Annotated in this window: 5 protein-coding genes; all 5 read left to right on the plus strand. The window is 47.8% G+C overall.

Translation table 11 applies throughout. From position 1 onward, the window contains the following. Positions 1-202 (plus strand): phage virion morphogenesis protein (locus JEP36_RS17535; RefSeq protein ID WP_198630555.1); only part of this gene is annotated, 202 nt, incomplete at its 5' end. Between the two features lie 65 nt (positions 203-267). Next, positions 268-894, plus strand: coding sequence for a phage baseplate assembly protein V (locus tag JEP36_RS17540; protein ID WP_198630557.1), 627 nt, complete (start codon positions 268-270; stop codon positions 892-894). Beyond that, positions 891-1229, plus strand: a complete 339-nt coding sequence (locus JEP36_RS17545) for a GPW/gp25 family protein (RefSeq protein ID WP_198619467.1) — start codon at positions 891-893, stop codon at positions 1227-1229. The genes JEP36_RS17540 and JEP36_RS17545 overlap by 4 nt, the downstream gene beginning before the upstream one ends. Further along, on the plus strand, positions 1229-2137 hold the full coding sequence (locus JEP36_RS17550) for a baseplate assembly protein (RefSeq protein WP_198630556.1): 909 nt from the start codon (positions 1229-1231) through the stop codon (positions 2135-2137). The genes JEP36_RS17545 and JEP36_RS17550 overlap by 1 nt, the downstream gene beginning before the upstream one ends. Further along, positions 2130-2741, plus strand: coding sequence for a phage tail protein I (locus tag JEP36_RS17555; RefSeq protein ID WP_109397499.1), 612 nt, complete (start codon positions 2130-2132; stop codon positions 2739-2741). Before JEP36_RS17550 ends, JEP36_RS17555 begins: the two co-directional genes overlap by 8 nt. Positions 2742-2748: the final 7 nt, after the last annotated feature.

Genomic DNA, 2748 nt, shown 5'->3' on the forward strand with positions numbered 1-2748 from the left:
CATGACAGCAAATGATAAAGGTGTCTCCCTCTCTTTTGACCCTCAAGTCGCGGGCATTGCTGCGGTGCATCATTACGGTTTAAAAGAGCGAGTGCGGGGCAAGTCATTAGAAATTCAATACCCTGAAAGAAAGCTATTAGGCTTTTCACCGGCAGATATTAAACATATTGAAAATCAATTACTGGAATTCCTTTCCCGTTAATTGTCCTGTCTTTGAAACAATCCCAACCTCGTGCGTTTTTTTATTTCCCGTTGCACATTGCGGGTATGAATATCGCAGAGCTTATCCGAAAAATACAAAACTTGATCCGTACTGGCGTTGTGATTGATGTCAGTGCGGAAAAAGGGTGTCGAGTTAAAACGGGCGACAATGAAACCGACTGGCGCCCGTGGCTTACTGCGCGTGCCGGAAAATCGCGTTCATGGTGGGCGCCGAGTATCGGCGAACAAGTGTTATTGCTGTCAATCGGTGGTGACTTAACCACCTCGTTTGTATTACCGGCAATATTTAGTGATGATTTTTCAGAGCCGTCAAACTCATTAACCGCCCATCGTCATGAGTATGAAGACGGTGCCGTGATTGAATATGAACCCGCAACCGGGGCGCTAACGGTTACAGGAATTAAAACTGCCGTGATTGAAGCCAGCGAGTCGGTCACGGTCACATCACCCGAGATTACGTGCGTAGCAACAAGCAAAATTACCCTTGATACCCCTACCGTTATTTGTACCAACAACTTAACCACGGGATCACTGACGGTGCAAAAAGGCGGCACAATGACCGGCGATATTACCCATGTTGGCGGACAAATGTCCTCTAATGGCGTGGTGGTTTCAGCCCATACTCACGGTGGTGTGCGTACAGGTGATGGTAATACAGGACAGCCGCAATGAACTATCTCGGTATGAACAGCCAAACCGGTGAACGTATTACCGATATTGAGCACGTTCGCCAGTCGGTGAGAGATATTTTTAACACCCCCATTGGTAGCCGATTGATGCGCCGTGAATATGGCAGTTTGCTTGCCGATTTAATTGACGGCCCGGTTAACGCCAAGATGCGACTGCAATTAATGTCGGCGTGTTACACCGCGGTTTATCGTTGGGAGCCACGTATTGTGATGACTGCCATTGATATTCATAGCCAACAGGAACAGGTGATTGTCGATATCACCGGCTATTACGCCCATAACCAACAACCGATTAATTTCTCTCTACCGGTGACATAATGCCAACGATTAACTTAAGTCAATTAACACCGCCCGATGTGATTGAGTCGTTAGATGCAGAACAATTATTACGTGAACGTAAAACAGCATTGATTGCCTCGATGCCAACGCATTTACGTGATGCGGTGGCTAACACGTTATCGTTAGAGTCTGAACCACTGACGAAGCTGTTAGAAGAAAACGTCTATCGTGAATTGCTATTACGCCAACGTATTAATGAGTCGGCACGTGCAGTTATGGTGGCGTATGCGAAAGGGGCAGATTTAGATCAGTTAGCCGCGAATTATAATTTATCGCGTTTAGTGTTACGTCCCGCCAATAACCAGACTATTCCGCCCACACCGGCGATTTTAGAGTCTGACGATGATTTGCGTTTACGCATTCCCGCCGCTTTTGAGGGGTTAAGTGTTGCGGGGCCGGTGGGCAGTTATGAATTTCATGCCCGTAGTGCCGATGGTCGGGTGTCTGATGTGTCCGCGATCAGTCCAACACCGGCAAACGTCACTATTTCCGTGTTATCTCGTGAGGGTGACGGTACTGCATCGGAAGAGTTACTGCGCATTGTTGAACATGCGTTAAACGATGAAGATGTGCGACCGGTTGCTGACCGAATCAAAGTACAATCCGCAAAAATTATCCCTTATCAAATTGATGCGACGTTATTTCTCTTTCCGGGACCCGAATCGGAGCCGATACGCAAAGAAGCAAATCAACGTCTGACGCAATACATTACAGAGCAACACCGCTTAGGGCGTGATATTCGCCTGTCAGCGATTTATGCCGCATTGCATGTGGAAGGTGTGCAACGTGTGGAATTAAAACAGCCCGCAAAAGATGTGGTGCTGGATAAAACGCAAGCCTCGTATTGCATCCAAAGTACCTTGACCCTTGGTGGCTCGGATGAATAGCTTGTTACCGTCAGGCAGTAGCCCATTAGAAAAGGCGGCCGCTATTGCTTGTCAATCCTTGCAAACCTTGCCCGTGCCATTGCGCCAATTATGGAATGCCAGCACATGCCCCGTTGATTTACTGCCGTATCTTGCGTGGGCCTGGTCGGTTGATCGATGGGATGAAAACTGGTCGGAGCCTGTTAAGCGCCAAGTAGTACGGGATTCGATGTTTATTCACCGGCACAAGGGCACCATTGGCGCACTTAAGCGTGTAGTTGAGCCGTTAGGTTACATCATCAAAGTCACGGAGTGGTGGCAAACCGACGATCCACCGGGCACATTTCGTCTTGATGTTGGCGTGCAAGAAAACGGTATTACCCAAGAAATCTATGACGAATTAGAGCGTTTGATTGCCGATGCACGCCCTGTTAGTCGGCATCTCTTAGGGTTATCCATCAATCTTGATTCGCAAGGTGAGTTTTATCTTTCTGCCGCGACTTTTAGCGGTGATGAGTTAACCGTTTACCCCTATTTTGCAGAAGAAATTACCGTGTCTGGTGCGCCATTAACGGCGGTCGGAGTACACATTATTGATAAAGTTGAGGTCGCACATGAGCGCTAAATTTTTC

Origin of the sequence: Proteus sp. PR00208 (assembly GCF_016238545.1) — a bacterium.
Classification (GTDB): Bacteria; Pseudomonadota; Gammaproteobacteria; order Enterobacterales; family Enterobacteriaceae; genus Proteus.

Bases quoted from the DNA above. Each gene is read 5' to 3' on its own strand.
- JEP36_RS17545 (WP_198619467.1), top strand. From the start codon at position 891: ATGAACTATCTCGGTATGAACAGCCAAACCGGTGAACGTATTACCGAT.
- JEP36_RS17550 (WP_198630556.1), top strand. From the start codon at position 1,229: ATGCCAACGATTAACTTAAGTCAATTAACACCGCCCGATGTGATTGAG.
- JEP36_RS17540 (WP_198630557.1), top strand. From the start codon at position 268: ATGAATATCGCAGAGCTTATCCGAAAAATACAAAACTTGATCCGTACT.
- JEP36_RS17555 (WP_109397499.1), top strand. From the start codon at position 2,130: ATGAATAGCTTGTTACCGTCAGGCAGTAGCCCATTAGAAAAGGCGGCC.